This window comes from Rhodococcus sp. DN22, from assembly GCF_036669995.1.
GTDB classification, from domain to species: domain Bacteria; phylum Actinomycetota; class Actinomycetes; order Mycobacteriales; family Mycobacteriaceae; genus Rhodococcus_F; species Rhodococcus_F erythropolis.
In genome coordinates this window covers 454,265-475,017 of record NZ_CP133326.1, presented here as the reverse complement: position 1 = coordinate 475,017, position 20,753 = coordinate 454,265, and the positions used below count along the sequence as shown (strand labels likewise).

20 protein-coding genes are annotated in these 20,753 nt (G+C 62.2%); 6 read left to right on the top strand and 14 right to left on the bottom strand.

Annotation, left to right across the window (positions count from 1 at the left end):
• Position 1: 1 nt before the first annotated feature.
• From RA302_RS02175 to RA302_RS02155, 5 genes are read right to left on the bottom strand one after another with little or no spacing between them, the layout of a single operon-like run.
• Positions 2 to 1,210 carry a DegT/DnrJ/EryC1/StrS aminotransferase family protein gene (locus tag RA302_RS02175; RefSeq protein ID WP_019746553.1) on the bottom strand — a complete coding sequence of 403 codons (1,209 nt, stop codon included), beginning with the start codon at positions 1,208 to 1,210 and terminating at the stop codon, positions 2 to 4.
• 32 nt (positions 1,211 to 1,242) lie between these two features.
• The gene (locus tag RA302_RS02170) at positions 1,243 to 2,424 is read right to left on the bottom strand and encodes a lipid-transfer protein (protein WP_020905910.1); all 1,182 of its coding nucleotides are present in this window, start codon (positions 2,422 to 2,424) and stop codon (positions 1,243 to 1,245) included.
• Positions 2,421 to 2,834 carry a beta-hydroxyacyl-ACP dehydratase gene (locus RA302_RS02165; RefSeq protein ID WP_021332909.1) on the bottom strand — a complete coding sequence of 138 codons (414 nt, stop codon included), beginning with the start codon at positions 2,832 to 2,834 and terminating at the stop codon, positions 2,421 to 2,423. Before RA302_RS02165 ends, RA302_RS02170 begins: the two co-directional genes overlap by 4 nt.
• Complete coding sequence (locus RA302_RS02160) at positions 2,831 to 3,259, bottom strand: OB-fold domain-containing protein (protein ID WP_003943933.1); 429 nt, start codon at positions 3,257 to 3,259, stop codon at positions 2,831 to 2,833. The genes RA302_RS02165 and RA302_RS02160 overlap by 4 nt, the downstream gene beginning before the upstream one ends.
• Positions 3,256 to 3,834 carry a MaoC family dehydratase N-terminal domain-containing protein gene (locus RA302_RS02155; protein ID WP_031331173.1) on the bottom strand — a complete coding sequence of 193 codons (579 nt, stop codon included), beginning with the start codon at positions 3,832 to 3,834 and terminating at the stop codon, positions 3,256 to 3,258. Before RA302_RS02155 ends, RA302_RS02160 begins: the two co-directional genes overlap by 4 nt.
• 65 nt (positions 3,835 to 3,899) lie before the next feature.
• On the opposite strand from RA302_RS02155, the gene RA302_RS02150 reads away from it, so the two are divergent.
• A complete protein-coding gene (locus RA302_RS02150; protein ID WP_175413859.1) occupies positions 3,900 to 4,613 on the top strand; it encodes a TetR/AcrR family transcriptional regulator in 714 nt (237 codons plus the stop codon).
• On the opposite strand, the gene RA302_RS02145 is transcribed toward RA302_RS02150, so the two are convergent.
• The 4 genes from RA302_RS02145 to RA302_RS02130 all read right to left on the bottom strand — a co-directional run bounded on the left by RA302_RS02145 (position 4,600) and on the right by RA302_RS02130 (position 7,699).
• Positions 4,600 to 6,072 (bottom strand): MFS transporter, encoded by a 1,473-nt coding sequence (locus RA302_RS02145; protein ID WP_166501694.1) that lies wholly within the window; start codon positions 6,070 to 6,072, stop codon positions 4,600 to 4,602. The genes RA302_RS02150 and RA302_RS02145 overlap by 14 nt on opposite strands.
• A gap of 86 nt (positions 6,073 to 6,158) precedes the next feature.
• Positions 6,159 to 6,728: a TetR family transcriptional regulator gene (locus RA302_RS02140; protein ID WP_020905905.1), complete on the bottom strand. Its 570-nt coding sequence runs from the start codon at positions 6,726 to 6,728 to the stop codon at positions 6,159 to 6,161.
• Positions 6,728 to 7,348, bottom strand: a complete 621-nt coding sequence (gene recR, locus RA302_RS02135; protein WP_003943917.1) for a recombination mediator RecR — start codon at positions 7,346 to 7,348, stop codon at positions 6,728 to 6,730. The genes RA302_RS02140 and recR overlap by 1 nt, the downstream gene beginning before the upstream one ends.
• Positions 7,349 to 7,360: 12 nt before the next feature.
• Positions 7,361 to 7,699, bottom strand: coding sequence for a YbaB/EbfC family nucleoid-associated protein (locus RA302_RS02130; RefSeq protein WP_003943929.1), 339 nt, complete (start codon positions 7,697 to 7,699; stop codon positions 7,361 to 7,363).
• A gap of 109 nt (positions 7,700 to 7,808) precedes the next feature.
• Between RA302_RS02130 and RA302_RS02125 the strand changes: the two genes are divergently transcribed.
• From RA302_RS02125 to RA302_RS02115, 3 genes are all read left to right on the top strand, one after another.
• Complete coding sequence (locus RA302_RS02125; RefSeq protein ID WP_047888073.1) at positions 7,809 to 8,609, top strand: Rv3717 family N-acetylmuramoyl-L-alanine amidase; 801 nt, start codon at positions 7,809 to 7,811, stop codon at positions 8,607 to 8,609.
• 84 nt (positions 8,610 to 8,693) lie between these two features.
• The gene (locus RA302_RS02120) at positions 8,694 to 8,990 is read left to right on the top strand and encodes a hypothetical protein (RefSeq protein ID WP_020905903.1); all 297 of its coding nucleotides are present in this window, start codon (positions 8,694 to 8,696) and stop codon (positions 8,988 to 8,990) included.
• A complete protein-coding gene (locus RA302_RS02115) occupies positions 8,990 to 10,501 on the top strand; it encodes an alpha/beta hydrolase (protein WP_166501693.1) in 1,512 nt (503 codons plus the stop codon). The genes RA302_RS02120 and RA302_RS02115 overlap by 1 nt, the downstream gene beginning before the upstream one ends.
• 54 nt (positions 10,502 to 10,555) lie before the next feature.
• Here the strand turns inward: RA302_RS02115 and RA302_RS02110 are convergent, their stop codons facing one another.
• A complete protein-coding gene (locus RA302_RS02110; RefSeq protein ID WP_019746544.1) occupies positions 10,556 to 10,990 on the bottom strand; it encodes an SRPBCC family protein in 435 nt (144 codons plus the stop codon).
• Between the two features lie 338 nt (positions 10,991 to 11,328).
• Here RA302_RS02110 and RA302_RS02105 point away from each other — a divergent pair, with 338 nt between their 5' ends.
• Complete coding sequence (locus RA302_RS02105) at positions 11,329 to 12,732, top strand: FAD-binding oxidoreductase (RefSeq protein WP_019746543.1); 1,404 nt, start codon at positions 11,329 to 11,331, stop codon at positions 12,730 to 12,732.
• A complete protein-coding gene (locus RA302_RS02100; protein ID WP_003943932.1) occupies positions 12,729 to 14,030 on the top strand; it encodes a class I SAM-dependent methyltransferase in 1,302 nt (433 codons plus the stop codon). Before RA302_RS02105 ends, RA302_RS02100 begins: the two co-directional genes overlap by 4 nt.
• Positions 14,031 to 14,053: 23 nt before the next feature.
• On the opposite strand, the gene RA302_RS02095 is transcribed toward RA302_RS02100, so the two are convergent.
• The 4 genes from RA302_RS02095 to RA302_RS02080 all read right to left on the bottom strand — a co-directional run bounded on the left by RA302_RS02095 (position 14,054) and on the right by RA302_RS02080 (position 20,686).
• A complete protein-coding gene (locus tag RA302_RS02095) occupies positions 14,054 to 15,106 on the bottom strand; it encodes a hypothetical protein (protein ID WP_166501692.1) in 1,053 nt (350 codons plus the stop codon).
• Between the two features lie 108 nt (positions 15,107 to 15,214).
• Entirely contained in the window at positions 15,215 to 17,356 is a 2,142-nt protein-coding gene (locus tag RA302_RS02090) for a 3-hydroxyacyl-CoA dehydrogenase NAD-binding domain-containing protein (protein ID WP_003943799.1), read from the bottom strand.
• A gap of 45 nt (positions 17,357 to 17,401) precedes the next feature.
• Positions 17,402 to 18,616: an acetyl-CoA C-acetyltransferase gene (locus RA302_RS02085; protein ID WP_003943886.1), complete on the bottom strand. Its 1,215-nt coding sequence runs from the start codon at positions 18,614 to 18,616 to the stop codon at positions 17,402 to 17,404.
• A 222-nt stretch (positions 18,617 to 18,838) separates the two neighbouring features.
• Positions 18,839 to 20,686, bottom strand: coding sequence for a multicopper oxidase domain-containing protein (locus RA302_RS02080; protein ID WP_166501691.1), 1,848 nt, complete (start codon positions 20,684 to 20,686; stop codon positions 18,839 to 18,841).
• Between the last annotated feature and the right edge of the window lie 67 nt (positions 20,687 to 20,753).

Genomic DNA, 20,753 nt, shown 5'->3' with positions numbered 1-20,753 from the left:
GCTATTTGAACTTCGAGGCGAAGCGATTGATGCTCTCCGCAATCCGTGCAACTTCGTCTTCACGCAGGCCGTGACTCATGCCGAGTGTCATTCCTCGGGCAAATACCGCGTCGGCTTCCGGCAATCCTTCGGCCGGCTGACGGAACTCGATGTTGTTCATCATCGGGTGACGAGTGACGTTGCCGCTCCACACAGTTCGTGTGTCGATACCGTCGGCCTCGATGGCTTCCTGCAGGTCGCTGCGCGTGAAGGGGGCGTTCTCGTTGATCATCACCGGGTAACACAGCCACGCCGTATCGAGACCGTCGAGTTCTACCGGCGTCGTGAAGAATTCAGGATGGGCGCCGTATGCCGCCGTGAAGGCCGCAAACGTTGCCTTACGCGTCTTGTAGTTCTCTTCCAGCTTGTCGAGCTGCACGACACCGTAGGCTGCGCCGAGTTCGGAGGGCTCGAAGTTCCATGACATGAGCTCGAAGATGAAGTCGTTGTCGTAGTCGACGCCGTCGAGTTCTTCACGGAAGACTCGGCCGGACTTGGTACTACCGAACAGATTCGGCTCACTGCGACGGCCCCAGCGGCGAAGCAGGAGCGCCTTGTCGCGGCTGGCTTCGTCGTCGACGCACACCATTCCGCCGGTTCCCGCGCACGTGATGATGTGTGCCATCGAGAAACTGGTGACGACGATGTCCGCCCGGGAGCCGGTGGGAGTGCCGCGGAGCGTGGCACCGATCGCGTCACACGAATCCTCGATCACCTTGAGTCCGTGACGATCTGCGATGTCACGAATGACGTCCCAGTCCGGGCAGTTGCCGGCGAGGTTCGGCATGAGGATGGCACCGGTCTTTTCGGTGACCATTGCCTCGATCTTGGTGACGTCGACGTTGAACGTGTTGGGTTCCACGTCCACGAACACCGGCACCAGACCGGCACGCACGATCGGTGCGATGTCGGTGGAGAACGTCAACGGCGACGTGATGATCTCGCTTCCCGCAGGCAGTCCGAGCAGCTCGACTGCCAAGTACAAACCCGAGGATCCCGAGTTGCACATGACGCCGAACCTCTTGCCTGCCAAGGCCGCGATACGTTCTTCCATCTCGAAGACGTTCTTGCCGATGCGCAATCCTTGATGCCCGCTGCGCAAGACGTCGACAACCGCCTGTATTTCTTCCTCGCCGTGTGTAGCCCTGGCGTAGGTGATCCGCTCACTCATCTGGTTCCTGCTTTCTCGAATTGGCGGCAGATTCAGCGATCTGCCGAGAGGACGAGCGCACTGTGCGGGACGGGAGAGCCGCCGGTCACGAGCACGTTGTCCAGAGTTTTGGTGGGTTGATTGGTGGAAGTGCCGCGGATCAGGCGTACACCTTCGGCAATACCGTTGACGCCGTGGATGTATCCCTCACCGAGTTGACCGCCGTGGGTGTTGATCGGCAGGCGACCGTCCAGCTCGAGATTGCCGTCGGCGATGAAGTCTTTTGCCTCGCCTCGACCGCAGAATCCGTACTCCTCGAGTTGAAGCAGAACCATCGGGGTGAAGGCGTCGTAGAGAATTGCGGCATCGATGTCGTCCGGGCCGATACCGGCCTGGTCCCACAGTTGGCGCGCCACGAGTTCGACTTCCGGCATGCTGTCGATGTCTTCGCGGTAGTAGCTGCTCATCGAAATCTGTTGTGGACCTACACCTTGCGCAGCACCGCTGATGATCGCTGGTTTGTGCGGCAGGTCGCGGGCGCGCTCCGCGCTGACGATGACCAGCGCCTGTCCGCCGTCACTTTCCTGACAGCAGTCGAGCAGGCGGATGGGGTCGGCGATCATGCGCGAGTTCTGATGATCCTCGATGGTGATCGGGCGTTCGTAGAACCAGGCCTTCGGGTTGTTCGCGGCATGCTTGCGTGAGAGAACCGAGATCTGACCGAAGTCGGCGCTGGTTGCCCCGTACTTGTGCATGTAGAGCTTGGCGAGGAAGGCTTCCTGCTGCGCCGGCGTCAGAAGCCCGTACGGGTTGATCCAGTTCCGATACTCCTGGTCCGTCGACGCGTTGTACGCAAAGGGTGGTGGCCCGGCGCCGAATCGGTGACCTGATCTTTCGTTGAAGGCACGGTAGACGACCACAACGTCGGCGACACCACTGGCGACGGCAAGCGCTGCTTGTTGAACCGGTGCGCAGGCACCGCCGCCGCCGTGTGGAATACGACTGAAGAACGTCAGTTCCGGGATCCCGAGAGCGCGTGCGACCGCAATCTCGGGATTGTTCTCCATGGTGAACAGTGCAAATCCGTTCACCTCTTCTGCCTCGATGTGAGCGTCGTCGAGCGCGGCGATCACGGATTCGCACGCCAACTGCCATTCACTGCGGCCGGAGTTCTTGGAGAACTCGGTGGCGCCGATCCCGGCGATGGCGGCTTGCCTCGAAAATCCTCGTGTCATGCGATTACCCTTTCCGCCGGTTCGAGAGTCACGTCGGCTGTCACGTGCGTTCCGCGAGCGTTCTTGCCGAGAACCGTCACGGTGAGCGCCCGGCCGTCGGAGTCGATCACCTTGCCGGTCAATGTCATGGTGTCTCCGGGAAAGTTCGGAACACCAAGCCGTAGTGATGTTTTGACGATTCGCGATCCCGGGCCTGACCAGTCGGTGATGTAGCGGTCGATGAGCCCGTTGGTGGTGTTGATGCTCATGAAGATGTCGGGAGTTCCGCGATCCTGCGCCTTGCCCGGATCGTGATGCACGTCCTCGAAATCCTGAGAAGCGATCGCCGTGGCGACGATGAGCGTTCGGTCCAACGGCAGTTCGAGGCTGGGAAGGGCCGAACCTACCTCGTAATCAAAAAGATTCGTCATTGCGCCGATCCCCGTCGCCTCAGTTGCGGCAGCATCTCCCCGTGGGCGTGCTCGGAGAACGCCACTTCGAGTTCCATACCGAATTCGAGTTCCTCGTGATCGATGCCCGCGATGTCGGCAACCAGACGCGTCCCTTCTTCGAGATCGACGAGTCCGACGGCGAGCGGGTACTCGAAGGCAGGATCCTTCGGGTGATGAATGACCGTGAAGCTGTGCAACGTGCATCGCCGCGTGGATTCGACTGTGTCCCAACTGAACGAGCGGCATTCCGGGCAGGCGGGCGCTGGCGGGTGGCGCAGTGTCTTGCAATCCGCACACCGTTGGATCTCGAGGCGACCCTCTTTGGCCGCGGAGAAGAAGAAATCGTTGTCGTCGGTGACGGTGAGTCTCGGCACCGCGGTGTGGCGGGAGCCAGTCTCGCTCATGCGATTACCTCCTGGGCTTCGGGCTTGGTATCTGTCTGGGCATCTGGTTTGAATCTGAGCAGTCGGAAGCGCTCTTCGACCAGCGTCTTTCCGTCCTGGTCCACGTACTTCTTGAACAGAGTGATGAAGCACCCGTGACCGAGAGCCGTCTGTTTGAACGGTGAGATCGCTTCGATGGTGAAATATGCGGTGACGTGGTCTCCGGGACTCAACTCCGCGAAATACTCCTGCTCGACGTTGGTCGCGACTACGGACGTGTAGCCGGCCTCGTCCAACAGCCCGAGTAGTCGTGAATAGGCGAATTCCTCGGCGGCTCCGTCGGCGCGAAGTTGTTGGACCTGCCGATAGCGGCGGTAGCCCGCCATCACCCAGGTCGAGATCATGGCGGGTGGGCAGACGACGTCTCGACGACCGGTGCTGCGAGCAGCTTCGGCGTCGACGTAGATCGAGTTGCGGTCGTCGTGTGCCTCGACCCAGTTGCGGATCATCGCCTCGTTGACGGCGTAGCGGGCGACGCGGGGTGGTTCGGCCTCTGCGCCGATGAAATTCGGAAACTGCGTCTGCAGGCTCTGCACTGAAATCCTCCGTGAACGAAAGTTGAGCAAGCGCTTGATTTTGAAGCTAGCATAGGAATCCGGAAGTGGAAACACGCGATCTCACCGACGAATTGGTTCGAGCCGGAGCCATCAGGCAGGATTGCGCTACGTTCGACGCCGGCAGCCCGGCACCCGCGAAACCCTGCTCTGAGCAGGACCGACAACCAGTGGAGATTTCAGTGGCATCACCAGATCGTCGGGAGAAGATCCTGGAGAGCTCAGCCGAGCTGTTCGCCAGGAAGGGTGTCGCCACCACGACCGTTCGCGAGATCGGCGACGCCGCTGGAGTGTTCTCGGGCAGCCTTTACCACTACTTCAAGTCGAAGAATGCGATAGTCGCCGAGCTCATGCGCGGCTTCATCACCGACATTCAACTCCGCTTCGATCAGGTGGAGAAGACGGCGAACGACCCCGAGGACGTCCTACGCGGCCTGATCCGCGAGACCCTGGTCGTCATCGAACTGCACCCGCACCCGACGGCGATCTACCAGAACGATCGGGCGTATCTACGCGACAACGATCTCCTGCAATCCGTCGACGGGCCTTCACGCCAAGTCCGCGAGCATTGGATGAAAGCGATCGCCGAAGGCGTCGATCAGGGAATCTTCCGCAAAGACGTGGCCCCGGAGATTTTCTATCGATCGGTTCGCGACACCCTGTGGTCGACCACGCATTGGCCGGACCGCCAGAAGTACACCACCGAAGAGTTCGCGGATCTGATGATCACACTCTTCCTCTCGGGATTCAGGGTCGCCTGACGAGATCCGGCAGATCGACGTGTTTCGGGGTTCGCCCCTGCGGCAACAGGATCGACACCGCGAATACGACCACCGCGCAGCCCGCGCACACCAGGTAGGCGACGGAGAATCCGGTCCACGACGTGGAATGTTCCGAACCGCCGATCACGAACGCGGCGAGGATCGTTGCCACCGTCGCGCTGCAGATCGTGCTTCCGGACGTCCGCAGAAGTGAGTTCACCCCGTTGGCTGCCGCCAGTCGCTGACGGGGCACGGCAACCAGAATCAGCAGCGAGAGCGTGCTGTAGACGATGGCGGTCCCGACTGCTGTGATACCCAGTGCTGCAACCACTCCCCACAGCGGCTTACCGGCAACGGCGTGAATCCCGTACCCGCCGGCGAGGAACACGGCACCGGTCAACATCGCGGTCCGTGAACCGAAGCGGTCGGTGATCCGCACCGCAACCGGTGAGAACAGCACCATCGCGATACTCGCCGGAATCTGGCAGAGCGCTGCTGCGATGATCGACAGGCCGTACCCGGCGCCCGGCCCCTTCATCCCCTGCAGCAGTTGTGTAGTGATCAGTGTGTTCCCGAAAAATGCGAACCCGACCAGCAGAGCCGCCAGATGCGGGATCAACACCGCACGTTTCACGAGAGCGCGGACGTCGACCAGCGGATTGACGTTGCGCCGCTGTTGAATTACCCAGAGCGTGAACAGCACCGCCGACGCGGCCAGCATGGAGATCACCGCTCCGCTGGTCCATCCCCAACTCGACCCCTGAGTGATCGGCACGAGCAGAGCGATCATCGCGGCGCTCAGACCGACAGCCCCGACGCCGTCAAATCTTCCCGACGGATTCGGCTCGGACTCTCGAATGAACAGCACCGCAGCAAGAGTCACGGACAGTCCGATGGCGGTGGTTACCCAGAACAGGACGTGCCAGTTCGAGTACTGCGCGATCATCGCAGAAAACGGTATGCCCAAAGCGGTTCCGACGCCGAGCGTCGAACTCATCATGGCCACTGCGCCGTTGACCTTGTTGCGTGGCAATTCGTCACGCAGCATGGAGATTCCGATGGGGATGACCGCCGACCCGGCTCCCTGCAACGCTCTCGCGAAGATGAGGACAGCGATGTCCGACGACAGCGCACACAACATCGAGCCGAGAGTCATCATCGAGAAGGCAACCAGAAGCATCTTCTTCTTGCCGAACATGTCGGCGAGCCGGCCGAAGATGGGAGTGACGACGGCGCCGACCAGCAGCGTTACGGTCACCAGCCAGGACACGGCCGTGCGTCCAGCGCCGGTGAAGTGCGGCAACTCCGGCAGCAGTGGAACGATGACCGTCTGCAGAACAGCCTGGAACACGGCGGCGGCGACAACGATGGGGAAGAGAAAGCGGGAGCGCGACTGCGCGAGACTCGCGTCGGGGGTGGTGGCTGCAGGCGTGCCCGGCGGACGGTCGAGCGTCGTCACCCCACACCGCCTGTTCCCACTAGGTAAATATCCGTTCACCTACATTAGGTGAACGGATATTTACCAAGCAAGAATTGTGATGCCGCTCACCCGTCGAGCAGCTTTTGGACAAGTGGTGCGTACAGCGCAACCACTTCGTCCTGGGTGCCGGTGGCATGGCCGGCCATCATCCGTCGGCGCATGATCGCCACTCCGACCACCATCGACATCGCCAGTTCCGCGCGCAATCTCGCGTCGGGGCCGGACAGGCGAGCGGCGAGGGTGTCGATCATCTGCGTCGAATAGTTCTCGCGCAGCTTGCGGTTGCTCTCTTCACTGACGCCGCTCATGAACAACAAGCTCATGGACAGCGGCTTGTACGACTCCAACGGCTTGGTGAACAGCGAGACCATGCGCTCGCCGAGCGAGTCGTTCGGGGCGTCGAAGACCGTGACCGCTGCTGCCCGGAAGTCGACCAACTCGTCGTACAACTGCTCTTTGGAACCGAAGTACTTGATGATCAGAGGTGCGCTGACGCCTGCGTCTTCGGCGATGTCCTTGAGCGTGATTTCGCGGTACGGCCGAGTCGCGAATGCTTTCCCGGCCGACGCGATGATCTGCGCACGCGTCTGCTCGGACGTACGACGCACCTGCTGACCTTGCTCCGTGCCGCCCATCAAGCGTTCCGCGACAATTCACGACGGCCGGACAATGCCCGACCCAGCGTCAACTCGTCTGCGAATTCGAGATCGCCACCCATCGGAAGACCCGAAGCCAACCGAGACACCGTCAGCCCCGGAATGTCTCGCATCATGCGAACGAGATAGGTAGCTGTCGCCTCACCCTCCGTGTTGGGGTCGGTGGCGATGATGACCTCGGACACGTCGACGCCGTCCTCCTGATTTGCGATGCGAGCCAACAACTCCCGGATACGCAACTGGTCAGGCCCGATCCCCGAGAGCGGATTGAGCGCACCGCCGAGCACGTGGTAGCGACCCTTGAACTCACGGGTGCGTTCGACGGCCTGGACGTCCTTCGGTTCCTCCACGACGCAGATCACCGTGCGATCGCGACGTGCGTCGGCGCAGATGCGGCACTTCTCCTGATCGGACACAGTTCCGCACACCGTGCAGAACTGAACGCCGTCACGGATGCGCTGCAATGCATTTTTCAAACGGTCGATCTCGGGAGGCTCCACGGAGAGCAGGTGAAAAGCGATGCGTTGAGCGCTCTTCGGCCCGACTCCGGGAAGCTTCCCGAGTTCGTCGATCAGATCCTGAACCGGACCTTCGTACACGCGTTCTCGTTTCTAGAAGCCGGGGAGACCGGGAAGGCCTCCGCCGAGTCCGCCGGCCAACGGGCCGAGCTTCTCAGCAGCGACTTCCTGTGCTTTGCGCGAAGCGTCCTCGATCGCGCCGATCACCAGATCCTGCAGCGTCTCGACGTCTTCAGGGTCGACGACCTTGGGATCGATCTGCAGACCAACAACCTCGCCGGTGCCCTTGACCGTGGCGACAACCAGTCCGCCACCGGCCTGACCGGTCACTTCGGCCTGAGCCATTTCCTGCTGCGCCGCCATCAATTGCTGCTGCATCTGCTGAGCCTGAGCCAACAGAGCAGACATGTCGGGTGCTCCACCTGGTTGCACGAGCGGTCCTTTCTACAGAGTTATCCCCACCAGCGTAGTCGGTGCGCGCTACCGTGAGCGGGTGCGCCGGAACCAGTCAGACACCGTAAAACCGTCAGGTAGGTCAAACATGGCATCACGTGTGTTCCGCTCCACTGCCCTGATCGCCGTGGTCGGGGCTGGGCTTCTGAGCGCTGCGTGCACGATTCCGACCGAGACTGCCGAGGCCACGACTTCGGTCGAGGTGTCTCCGCTCAGCACTGTGGCCGCTGACGTCCCCGCTGCGCTCACCGGCAAGGTCGTCTTCCTCGATCCCGGGCACAGCGGGGCGAACGACGACAGCATCAACACCCAGGTCCCCACGGGCCGCGGCGGCACCAAGAACTGCCAGACCACCGGCACCAACACCGATGCCGGGTTCCCCGAGCACACCTTCAACTGGGAAGTCGCGAGCCTGGTCAAGAGCGAGCTCGAAGGCCAAGGCGCAACTGTCGTCCTGAGTCGACCCGATGACGTCAGCGTCGGATCATGCGTCGACGCACGTGCCGAAGCCGCCAATTCCTCCGGCGCCGACGTAGTGGTGAGCATTCACGCGGACGGCGCAGCGGCCGGGGCCGAGGGCTTCCACGTCTGCTACTCCGCGCCCCCGCTGAATACGGTGCAGGCCGGCCCGTCCGTCGCCTTTGCCGAAACCATGCGCGACTCACTCGTCACCGCCGGGCTCACCCCGTCGACCTACATCGGTGACGACGGGTTGGCGCCACGCGCCGATCTGACGGGTCTCAATCTGTCGCAGCGGCCGTCGATTCTGGTCGAACTCGGCAACATGCGAAATGCCGACGAGGCAGCGCGCATGACGAGTCCGGACGGTCAGCAGGAGTACGCAACCGCCGTCACCAGCGGAGTCACCGCCTTCCTGACAACCCCCTGACCTCGCTACTGTGGAGAAATCCCGATTGTCCACAGGAAACTCGGCACCGTCCCGCTAGCCAGCTCACCTGGATACGGTTCTGCCATGGGGCCGATACTTCAGGTAGATTTCGCTGCTCTGCAGCAACTTTCAGCTGATCTGTCTCGAATTGCGGATCAGATCTCGGGGATCGATTCCGCCGGCCCGATTTTCGAAGCCGCGGCGGCCCTGAACTCGTCCGCTGTCGCGGCTGTGTCGACTGGGAATGCCGGAGTCATCGCCGACGCGTACCGGTACCTGGCTACGCAATTGGGACTCATGGCGTCGGGAACCGCTGCCGCAGCACGTCTGTACGACGCTGCCGAGGGCGAAGTGGTGTCCGAACTGCGCGGAGCCTACTGATGCAGTCCACCGTCTCTCAGCTTCGAACGTGGTCACCGGAGAAATTGCGCACGAGCACTTCGGAACTGATCGACATCGACCGGCAGATCGAAGCTCTCGGCAATGACGCCGGACGCAGCATCGACGCCGTCCGCGAATTCTGGCAGGGACAAGCGTCGAGCGCGGCGGCAGTGCAGTGGTCTGGCATCTCGCTTTCCTCGTCGCGGCTGTCGATTGCGGTTCGCGTAGTTGCGGATCTGTATGGCGGGGCGGCCAATACGATCGGGGCGGCGCGAAAATCAGTTCTGGACCTGGTCGAGGAGGCGACTCTCGAACACGGATTGACGGTGTCAGACCGTGGAGCTGTATCGGCGCCTGAGACGAAGCAGCCGTGGAATCTGGCCGACGTCATGCAAGATTCCGAAAACGCCACGGCTGCAGAGATTTTTCAGCAGAGGATCTCCACTGCATTGACGGCACTCGACGATGAAGACAACCGGGCCGCGACTGCTCTGGGTGAGGCATTCCGGGAGATCGGATCACTCCTTGGCAATCAGACTGATCGCCTCAACCGCACTGTCGTCGACATCATCGATGGGAGGTCGACGCTCCCCGGGACACCAACGGAGTTACACCGACTGTGGGAATCGCTCACTCCCAACGAGAAAGACGCGTTGGCGAGGTGGGATCCGTCCATCGGTAGCCGCGACGGCCTTCCCGCTCTCGACCGGGACTACTACAACCGGCGGTACCTCTCTGCGCTCGAGCAGTTGCCGGATCGAACGGTAGCTGCCGGATACACGGCCGTGCGCGGCGAACTTCGACCGGACACGTTCCTTCTCTCGGTCACGGATGGGCACGCCGTCGTGGCAGTCGGTAATCCCGATGCCGCCGACAACGTCGCAACACTGGTTCCCGGAACCGGCTCCGGGCTGTCGGGCGTCGGCGGAGATCTGCAACGAACCAAGGCCATGTACGACTCGGCGGTGAGGGCGGCGCCAACGGAAGCCACATCAGTGATCCTGTGGTCCGGATACGACGCTCCCCCAGGCATTCCCGATGCAGCCTCGGATCAGTACGCCAACTCCGCGGCACCGAGGCTGGACAGCTTCCAGGACGGGTTACGAACCTCGCATGACGGTCAGCCGTCGCACAACGTGGTGATCGGTCATTCCTACGGCAGCACCGTCGTCGGTGCTGCGACTACCCGTGGCGCTTCTCTCGACGTCGACGAACTGGTTTTTGTCGCAAGCCCTGGCGTCGATGTCGAGCGCGTGAACGAACTGAGCCTGGACGGCGTCGACTCGGACGAGGTGGCGCGCCATGTTCATTCGACGACGGCCTTCTGGGATCCGGTCCAATTGATCCCCAAGATCCTCGGACTCCACGGGTTCGACCCGTCGGATCCGGAATTCGGCGCGCAGATATTCGCCGGATCACCCGGGCAGCCTGGGTTCGGAGTTCACAGCGACTACTGGGAAAGCGGAAACCCCGCACTCGCCGAATTGGGGCGGATCATTACCGGCCCATGAAAGAAGGCGCCGTACCGGTGAAGGTACGACGCCATCTCGGTGATGCAGGATCAGTTAGACGAGTTCGCGCTTGAGGTTGTCCAGGACCTGGGCCTGGATGCGCTGCAGACCCTTCGGGGCGAACGTGCGCTCGAAGAAACCGCCGATACCGGTGGCACCCTGCCACTGGGTGAGCGTCGTCACCGTCGTTCCGGTGCCGTTAGGGGCAACGGTCCAGGTGGTGACGAGACTGGAGTTCGCGTCCTTCTCGGTGATGACGTTGCCGTCGACCGTAACGGTGGCCTTGACGTTGCGCGAGCGCTTTTCCGTCGCCTTCAGCGTCCACTGCGCGACGGTGCCGTCACCCTGGCCGCCTTCGACGACCTTGTAGTCGAGGTACTGCTCGGACAGGATCCGCGGGCGAACCGTCTCGTAGTCCGCGAGCGCCGCGAGCACCTTGTCGGGTGCTGCTGTGACGACTATCGAACTCATTGCATTGACCTGACCCATATGCCCTACGTCTCCTTGCTCGACCAACGCGGCTCGATACCGCGAATGACTACCCGAATCCGCACCTCGAACTGCGCAGATATTCCTTTCCATACTGCCTGCTGCGCCCGGGTATCTCGACCATCTACCCATTCCGTGTGAGCTGGTTCACCACTCGGAGCATTTACCGAGTTCGATTGCAACAACTCGATCAAATTCGGGCATTAATACCCCTCCGGATAGCTTGCACACGCAACTACCGATAGCGTCAGGGTGTGACTCTCTCGTTCAATGGGGTAGTTCAGAAGTTAGATCGAATCCGGACAAAGCAAGGCCCGGGTTCCGATGCTGCGCGTGAAATGGGGTTCGAGCAGCACAGAGAAGGCGTCGAACGCCTACTCGCGTCATACCGCGCCATTCCCGCCGATGCTTCTGTACGCCTGGCAAAGAAGACATCCAATCTGTTCCGCGCTCGCGCCAAGACGTCGGCCCCCGGCCTCGACGTCAGCGGTCTGGCAGGTGTCATCGCCGTCGATGCGCAGGCGCACACAGCCGACGTCGCCGGCATGTGCACCTACGAAGACCTCGTCGACGCGACACTGCCCTACGGTCTGGCGCCACTGGTCGTACCTCAACTCAAGACCATCACCCTGGGCGGTGCGGTGACGGGCCTGGGCATCGAGTCCACCTCGTTCCGCAACGGCCTGCCACACGAGTCGGTGCTCGAAATCGACGTACTGACCGGGAGCGGCGAGATCATCACCGCTACGCCGGACGGCGAACATGCCGAACTGTTCTTTGGTTTCCCCAATTCCTACGGCACACTTGGCTATTCGACGCGATTGAAGATCGCACTCGAACCCGTCAAGAAGTACGTCGCCCTGCGTCACGTGCGCTTCGATTCGTTGAAGAAGCTCGAAGAAACGATGGATCGCATCGTCACCGAGCGCGAGTACGACGGGATCGCCGTCGACTACCTCGACGGGGTGGTCTTCACCGATTCCGAGAGCTACCTCACACTCGGCGTACAAACCGACGAGGAAGGCCCGGTCAGCGATTACACCGACCAGGACATCTTCTACCGGTCGATCCAGCATCCGTCACTCACACAGCCCAAGACGGATCGCTTGACCATTCGGGACTACCTGTGGCGCTGGGACACCGACTGGTTCTGGTGCTCACGGGCTTTCGGTGCACAGAACCCGAAGATTCGACGCTTCTGGCCCAAGCAGTACCTGCGCAGCAGCTTCTACTGGAAGCTGATCGCCCTCGACCACAAGTACGACATCGGAGATCGCCTCGAAAAGCGCAAGGGCAAGCCCCCGCGCGAACGCGTCGTCCAGGACGTCGAGGTACCCATCGAACGAACCGCGGACTTCGTCTCGTGGTTCCTCGAGGAAATTCCGATCGAACCACTGTGGTTGTGCCCGTTGCGTCTTCGTGAGCCCAGCCCGGCCGCTGCCTCAGCTTCTCGGCCGTGGCCCCTCTACCCCCTCGAACCCAAGCGCACCTACGTCAACATCGGCTTCTGGTCTTCGGTGCCGATCGTTCCCGGCGAGCGCGAGGGGGCAGCAAATCGACTGATCGAAGAAAAGGTCAGCGATTTCGACGGACACAAATCGCTCTACTCCGACTCCTACTACTCGAAGGAAGACTTCGAGGAGCTGTACTACGGCGGCGACCGGTACATCGGACTCAAGGAACGCTACGACCCGAAATCCCGTTTATTGGATCTATTCTCTAAGGCGGTGCAACGTAAATGACCACGTTCAAAGACTCCAAAAGCCAGGACAAGCTCTCTATTGCCGAGATTCTCGAGACGCTTTCCGACGGCATGCTGCCGCTTCGATTCACCGCGTACGACGGCAGCACCGCCGGCCCCGAAGATGCCGACTACGGACTGCACCTCAAGTCGACTCGCGGAACCACTTATCTCGCAACGGCGCCCGGCGATCTCGGCATGGCCCGCGCGTACGTCTCCGGCGATCTCGAAGCCGAGGGTGTTCACCCCGGTGATCCGTACGAGATCCTGCGCATCATGGGTGACGAACTCCACCTCAAGCGCCCGTCGGCACTGACACTCGCCAGCATCACCCGCTCACTGGGCTGGGATCTGTTGCGGCCCATCGCCCCGCCGCCCCAGGAACACCTTCCTCGCTGGCGTCGCGTCGCAGAAGGACTGCGTCACTCCAAGACTCGTGACGCCGAAGTCATCCATCACCATTACGACGTCTCCAACACCTTCTACGAGTACGTCCTCGGCCCGTCCATGACGTACACCTGTGCCGCCTACGACAATGCGGAACAGACGCTCGAAGAAGCCCAGGAGAACAAGTACCGCCTGGTGTTCGAGAAGCTCGGACTCCAGAAGGGTGATCGACTTCTCGACATCGGTTGCGGCTGGGGCTCGATGGTTCGCTACGCGGCCCGACGCGGCGTCAAGGTGATCGGCGTGACTCTCTCACGCGAGCAAGCGGATTGGGCACAGAAGGCCATCGAGGACGAGGGCCTCGCCGATCTCGCCCAGGTCCGTTTCTCCGACTACCGCGACGTGGCCGAAACCGGATTCGACGCAGTGTCCTCCATCGGCCTGACCGAGCACATCGGCGTCGGAAACTACCCGGCGTACTTCGAGTTCCTCAAGGGCAAGCTGCGTGAAGGTGGGCGCCTGCTCAACCACTGCATCACCCGTCCGGACAACCGAAGCAGTGCCAAGGCAGGCGGATTCATCGACCGGTACGTCTTCCCCGACGGGGAGCTCACCGGTTCGGGTCGCATCATCTCCGAGATCCAGAACGTCGGTCTCGAGGTGCGCCACGAGGAGAACCTGCGCGAGCACTACGCACTGACGCTCGCCGGATGGTGCCAGAACCTCGTCGACAACTGGGACGCCTGCGTCGCCGAGGTCGGCGAGGGAACCGCACGCGTCTGGGGCCTGTACATGGCCGGCTCACGACTCGGGTTCGAGCGCAATGTCGTTCAGCTGCACCAGGTTCTGGCCGTCAAGCTAGGCCCCAAGGGTGAGGCGCATGTGCCGCTTCGCCCGTGGTGGAAGGCCTAGGGAGCTCCGCTCCCTGTGAGTGGTTAAGGAGTCTCTGTACTCCTTAACCACTCACAGGCCCCGCAGGGGTTCTCCCCTCTTCTCTCCCAGCCTCCGCGCCGCAAGACCGTCTCCACTTCATGCGCAACCTGGCACGGGGTCTTCATAACCTCGTCGAATCCGTAGACCAACCGCGGACGACCTGCCAGCTCTGCCGCGTTGTCACGACGGCGATCACGGAATGCCACTTCGGCCATGGAATGCGCCCACCGACCGTCGAGACGCACGATCAGCGGCACACCCACTTCGCTGTAATCGCAGTCCTCGTACAGCGTGCGGCCGTCGACGCGGACCGGTGACTGGCGTCTGGCCGACGGCAACCCGTGTGCCTGCTCCACATCCACCGCGTAGTGATATTCGAGAGTCGATTGCACCCCGTCTGCCAAAAGCTTCACCGCACTTTCGAGGGCCTTCCGGTATCTACGGGGTGAGCGCTCCTCCATGCGTCGGCGGATGTCCGTCAAGCGGATGCGGCCGTTGGTGACTGTGGTGATGAGGCTGACATAGGCCTCGCGCGGAGTCGGTTCTGCGACGGCCAGATCGAGTGCTGTATCAGCCTTGCCGGTGCGCGGCATCTGCGCGTCGACGCCGATGTGACGATGAGCCCTCGAACGGTGGACCACAACGCCGGGATGGAGGACAGTGCCGATCAGGGGTGATGGATGTCGGTCGGCGCCGAGGCCACGAACGAAAGTGGCGGCCTGAGAGATCGCAGACTTCCCGTACGGAACGGTGATATGTACGGGTGCAGTGCTGTCCGGCCGACACATCGACCATTCCTCAGCGGCGGTGCGATGGCTGAGCATCGACGACCCGCCGCCGTACAAGAGCGCGGCCTCGAGTACGGCATACCTGGTCAATGGGCCCGTGGTGACGGAGTAGACGCCGCGAAGAACAGTTTGCCAGCGTCCGACCTCAACTCGTTGTTTCACGCGAGAGCGAGGAAATCCGAGCGTGTGAAGTTGAGTGTGAGTGACCAGTCCGTGCTGAGCATCGACGACGGTCTGCAATGCATCGATTTCTGTATGTGAAGGCATACGACGAGCCTGCAAATACATACAGAAGGATTTCGCCGAGAAAACCAATCTGTGGATAAAGCTGTGCGCGGTTAGGAAGTGTTGAGACTCCCTAACCGCGCACGGGGGCTATGCCCCTAGCGAAGCCGGCGGGGTGAACCGCGGGCCGTACTGCGCAGCGAGTTCCTTTGCGCGAGCGACGAAGCCGGCCGTGCCGCCCTCGTATCCGACGATGAACTGGTGAACGCCACCGGTCCAGGCCGGGAATCCGATGCCCATGATGGAGCCGATGTTGGCGTCCGCCGTGGTGATCAGGACGTTCTCGTCGAAGCACTTCTGCGTCTCGATCGCCTCGATGAACAGCATGCGGTCGATGAGGTCCTGGATCGGGGCGTCGGAGGTTCCGGAGTTGAAGTTCTCGCGGAGTCCGGACCACAGGCCGGTGCGCTTGCCCTCGGCGTAATCGTAGAAGCCGGCTCCACCGAGCTTGCCCTTACGATCGAACTTCTCGACGAGGGTGTTGATGACCTCGCCGGCCGGATCTGCCGGCAGTTCCTTGCCCTCGGCCTTGGCGGCGTCGGCAGATTCCTTGCGGATCTTCTGCATAAGGGTGAGGTTGAGCTCATCCGAAAGCTGAAGCGGCGCAGCCGGGTAACCGGCCTGCATACCGGCCTGCTCGATGGTGGCAGGCTCGACGCCCTCGGCGAGCATGCCGATGGCCTCGTTGATGAAGGTTCCGATGACACGCGAGGTGAAGAAGCCACGCGAGTCGTTGACCACGATCGGCGTCTTGCGGATCGCCTGGACGTAGTCGAACACGCGAGCCAGAGTCTCGTCGGAGGTCTTCTCACCGCGGATGATCTCCACCAGCGGCATCTTGTCGACGGGCGAGAAGAAGTGGATGCCGATGAAGTCTTCCTGACGCTTCACGCCGGTGGCGAGACCCGTGATGGGCAGCGTCGAGGTGTTCGAGCCCAGCAGCGCCTTGGGATCGACGATGTCCTCGATCTCCTGGAACACCTTGTGCTTGAGTTCCTGACTCTCGAAGACTGCTTCGATGACGAAGTCGACGCCGGCAAAATCGGCCGGGTCAGCCGTCGGGGTGATCTTGGCGAGGAGTGCGTCGGACTTCTCCTGCGTGGTCTTGCCGCGCGAGAGTGCCTTGGCCTCAATGCCTTCGGCGTACGCCTTGCCCTTGTTGGCAGCCTCGATGCTGACGTCCTTGAGGACGACGTCGAAGCCGGCCTTCGCGGAGACGTACGCGATGCCCGCGCCCATCATGCCCGCGCCGAGGACGCCGACCTTCTTGATGGTGGACTTCTCGATGCCTGCCGGACGTGAACCGCCGCCGTTGATCGACTGCAGGTCGAAGAAGAACGCCTGAATCATGTTCTTCGCGACGCGGCCGGTCACCAGCGAGGTGAAGTAGCGAGCCTCGATGAGGAGCGCGTTGTCGATGTCGACCTGCGAGCCTTCGACGGCTGCGGCCATGATGGCGCGCGGAGCCGGCATCGGAGCACCCTTGAGCTGCTTACGCAGGTTCGCGGGGAACGCCGGAAGGTTGGCAGCGAATGCCGGGGTGGACGGGGTTCCGCCAGGGATCTTGTAGCCCTTGACATCCCACGGCTGAACGCCGCCTTCGGGGTTGGCCTTGATCCACGCCTTCGCAGCCGGAACCAGTTCTTCTACCGAGCCGACGACCTCGTCGATGAGGCCGACTTCCTTGGCCTGAACGGGTCCACGCTGCTGCCCCTGGAGCAGGACGCCCATGAGCGCGTTCTGCAGACCGAGCATCCGCACGGTGCGCACGACGCCGCCGCCGCCGGGCAGCAGGCCGAGGGTGACCTCGGGCAGGCCGATCTTGACGCCCTTGACGTCTGCCGCGATGCGGTGGTGGGTCGCGAGAGCGATCTCGAGGCCGCCGCCGAGCGCCGCGCCGTTGATGGCGGCGACTACCGGCTTGCCGAGAGTTTCGAGGCGACGCAGGTCTGCCTTGATCTCGACGCTGTGGTTGTAGATCTCCTCGGCCTGCTCGGGGCCGACCTTGATCATGTTCTTGAGGTCGCCACCGGCGAAGAAGGTCTTCTTGCCTGAGGTGATGACGGCACCGGTGATGGAGTCCTTCTCGGCGACCAGACGGTCGACGGTGGCCTTCATCGACGCGATGTACGCGTCGTTCATGGTGTTTGCGCCCTGGTTGGGATCGTTGATGGTGAGCACGACGATGCCGTCGGCGTCCTGGTCCCAGTTGATGATGTTCTGATCAGTCACTTTGCTTGACTCCTGGTAAGCCTCGTTGGAAGGACGGACGCCGCGTCAGACGCGCTCGATGATGGTGGCAACGCCCATACCGCCGCCGATGCACAGGGTGATGAGGGCGCGCTTGCCGCCACGACGCTCGAGCTCGTCGACCATCGTTCCGGTGATCATCGCGCCGGTTGCACCGAGCGGGTGACCCATGGCGATCGCGCCACCGTTGACGTTGAGCTTCTCGTCCGGGATGTTCAGGTCCTTCTGGAACTTCAGGACGACGGAAGCGAATGCCTCGTTGATCTCGAAGAGGTCGATGTCGTCGACCGTCAGGCCGGCAGCTGCCAGAACCTTCTTCGACGCCGGCGTCGGGCCGGTGAGCATGATGGTGGAGTCGGCGCCGCTGGTGGCGGTGGCGACGACGCGAGCGCGCGGCGTCAGACCCATGTCCTTGCCGGCCTGCTCGCTACCGACGAGCACGAGGGCAGCGCCGTCGACGATTCCCGAGCTGTTGCCGCCGTGGTGAACGTGGTTGATCTTCTCGACCCAGTGGTACTTCTGCAGCGATACGGCGTCGAATCCGCCGATTTCACCGATCACACCGAACGCGGAAGCCAGGCCGGCAAGGTTCTCTGCCGTGGTGCCCGGACGCATGTGCTCGTCGTTGTCGAGGATGGTGATGCCGTTGATGTCCTTGACCGGCACTACCGACTTGGCGAAGTATCCGCCGGTCCACGCCTTGGCGGCGAGGTCCTGCGAGCGCACGGCGTATGCATCGACGTCGTCACGCGAGAAGCCCTCGATGGTGGCGATGAGGTCTGCGCCGACGCCCTGCGGCACGAAGTAATTGTCGTAGTTGGTGGCGGGGTCGAGCGCCCACGGTCCACCGTCGGATCCCATCGGAACGCGGGACATCGACTCGACGCCACCGGCGATCACCAGTTCGTCCCAGCCGGACCGAACCTTCTGAGCTGCCATGTTCACGGCTTCGAGTCCGGAAGCGCAGAAACGGTTGAGCTGAACGCCGCCGACGGTGTCCGGCAGTCCCGCATCGTTGACTGCAACGCGGGCGATGTCCATTCCCTGATCGCCAACGGGGGTGACGACGCCCAGGATGAGGTCGGAGATCCGATCCTCGTCGAGGTCGGGAAAGCGCACGCGCAGTTCCTGGATCAGACCCGTGACCAGCGAGATCGGCTTGACCGAGTGCAACGACCCGGTCTTCTTGCCGCGGCCTCGCGGGGTACGGATGGCTTCATAAATGAATGCCTCTGTGGTCACTGTGAGGTGTTCCTTCCGTGTAATTCGTCGAACCGGTCTGCAGATCGTCCGCGCCGCCTTCGGTGGTGGCGCATGGCCGAGGTACAGACCTCAGCCCTTTCACTGTAGAACGTGTTCCAAATTCATGGGAAGGACCGAAGCGATCCTGCTAGGTGACCGAGGTGATCCGACGCGCGAACGCCTGCCCGCTTCGGTTCATTTCGATAGCGCCCCCGGAAGCACTCACGGCACGATGCGATACGGCAACATCATGTCGTGATCTTCGTGATCGAGTAGATGGCAATGCCACACGTATCCCTGGAGCCGACCGGTGTTACTCGCGTCGTGGTTGCTCATGCCGTGATGCCCGTTTCCCTGATGCGCCTGATCACCGCCCGTCATCCCACCGCCCGTCATCACAGCGCTCGGAAGACGATCGAACATCGCGTCGGGATCGAAACCCAGCTCATCCTCGGTGGGGAATCGCACGATGATCCGGGTGACAGTGCCGCCGTCCACCCTGACGGTGTCCTTCATCCCCGCTTCCCACGGCGCCGGCGCGATCATCGGCCCCGCCTCGAACCCGTCGGGCGACGGAGTCCACTTGTTGCCGATCACCGGCTGCGGATGGCGGATCAAGTACTCCAGCGTCCGCATCGGTGTCCTGCCGAGAATCCGGAAATTCACCAGGTGCAGGTGTATCGGATGCGGGTCCGGCGTGGTGTTGACGATGTTCCACTGCTCGACGGTGCCTTGCCGCGGCCTCTCGACGTCCGTGGTGCTGAACGTCAGGTTGTTCAGCGTCATCTGAGCCGGTGGATTCCGCAGTTCCAGTTGCTGGCTCACAGTCACCGTGCGAATTACCGTCGGCTGCTCCAACGGGGCGAGAACGTCACGTTGTCGGCGCCCACCGCGCAGTTGCGACGGAACACCACCGGTGAATCCGCGCCTGGAGTCGCCGCGGAACCGGCAGAACAGCGGCATAGTCACTTCACCGATGACAGCAGCGGGCAGCGGGGGCGCCTCGTCGTTGCGAAGCTCCACCGTCGAACCCTCCGACAGTCCGGTGAAATCGACGAGGAGGTCGTACCGCTCCCCCGGTGCGCAGCGGAAGGCATTGACCGCGACGGGTGCGTCGAGCATTCCGGCGTCGTTGCCGATGACCCAGAACGTCATCATGTTCGAGAAGTGAAGATTCCACACACTTGCCGACGACGCATTGACGATGCGGAAGCGGTAAAGGCCCCGAGCCACAGACAGTTCCGGCCACACCTTGCCGTTGACCAAGCCAACGTCGCCCACCGCGCCGCCTTCCCACGATCCTTCCGGGATCAAGATGGTGGATCGGCCGTTCTGGGCGCCTGTCGGCGTGAAGATCTTCTCCTGCAGGATCAACGGGATCTCGAATTCCTCGGCCGGCAACCCCAACGGATTTCCCAGTTTGCCGGTGTCGAATTCATCCCTGATCAGATAGTTGCCGATCAGACCGGCGTAGACGTTGAGCCGGGTGATGCCCATCGCGTGATCGTGATACCAGAGGTGGGCGGCTTCCTGACCGTGCGAAAAGTGATGCATCGCAGCCTGTCCCGGCATCACCAGCAGTTCCGGGTGGCCGTCGCTCTCAGGTGAAGTGACTCCACCGTGCAAGTGCAACGACGTCGGCGGGTTCGCACGAAAGTCGGCCTGCATTCCGTGCAGCGTCATATCCATGTCCGCTGCCAACGGATGTCCGGTCAGATCGTTCTCGAACGTCAACATGATCGGCTCGCCGGAATGCGCCTCGACGGTCGGGCCCAGATAACCGCCACCGATCTCTCCGCTGCGGTACGACAGTGCCGGGGACGATGGAAAGTCCCGATGAAAGGCATGTTGCCCCACTTGCGCTGTCAGCGTGATCTCGTTTCCGGAAAGCGTCGACAACGAGGGTAGTTGGTCACAAAACGGCTCGAACTCCGGCGAATGAAAAATCAACGGCGACTCGATGTCCGCGCTCCCGGTTGGAACAGCACTTGCCTTTGTACCCAATGCAACCGCCACCGTGCCGACTGCCGACCCCTTCAGAACCGACCTTCTCGAAACCCCGATACCCATACATACCCCTCCCCATCGAAACGGGTTGCGTTCTCCGGCAAGGAAAACGCAACCCGTCTCTCCACTT